1 protein-coding gene is annotated in these 503 nt (G+C 47.7%); it reads left to right on the top strand.

Features of this window, described 5'->3' with window-relative positions; translation table 11 throughout:
- Positions 1–503 (top strand): FAD-dependent oxidoreductase (locus J536_RS24735; protein WP_032064374.1); only part of this gene is annotated, 503 nt, incomplete at both ends.

Here is a 503-nt window from a genome sequence, read left to right as displayed (position 1 = left end):
GTGGCTGAACGCTTCGGTGGTCAAGTGATGGACACCATGGACATTGAAAACTTCACTTCTGTGCAAAAGACGCAAGGTCCTAAGTTTGCTGCCGAGATGGAAGCCCATGTTCGTGAATATGATGTCGATATCATGAACCTGCAACGTGTCAGCAAAATCACGGGTGCCAACCAGACTGCAAATGGCTTGGTTGCGGTTGAACTTGAAAACGGTGCAAAACTTGAATCGAAAACTGTAATCCTTTCTACAGGTGCACGTTGGAGAGAAATGAATGTACCGGGTGAGCAAGAATACCGTACCCGTGGTGTTGCGTACTGCCCACACTGTGATGGTCCATTGTTCAAAGGCAAACGTGTTGCCGTGATTGGTGGCGGTAACTCAGGTGTTGAAGCAGCGATTGACCTTGCAGGGATTGTTGAGCATGTCACTCTGGTTGAATTCGATACCAAACTTCGTGCAGACCAAGTGTTGCAAAACAAATTGCATAGCTTGCCAAACACCAC

Source organism: Acinetobacter sp. 809848 (genome assembly GCF_000581275.1).
Lineage (GTDB): Bacteria > Pseudomonadota > Gammaproteobacteria > Pseudomonadales > Moraxellaceae > Acinetobacter > Acinetobacter pittii.
Note: the sequence above shows the minus strand (reverse complement) of the source record. Positions and strands in the feature narration are given on the sequence as shown.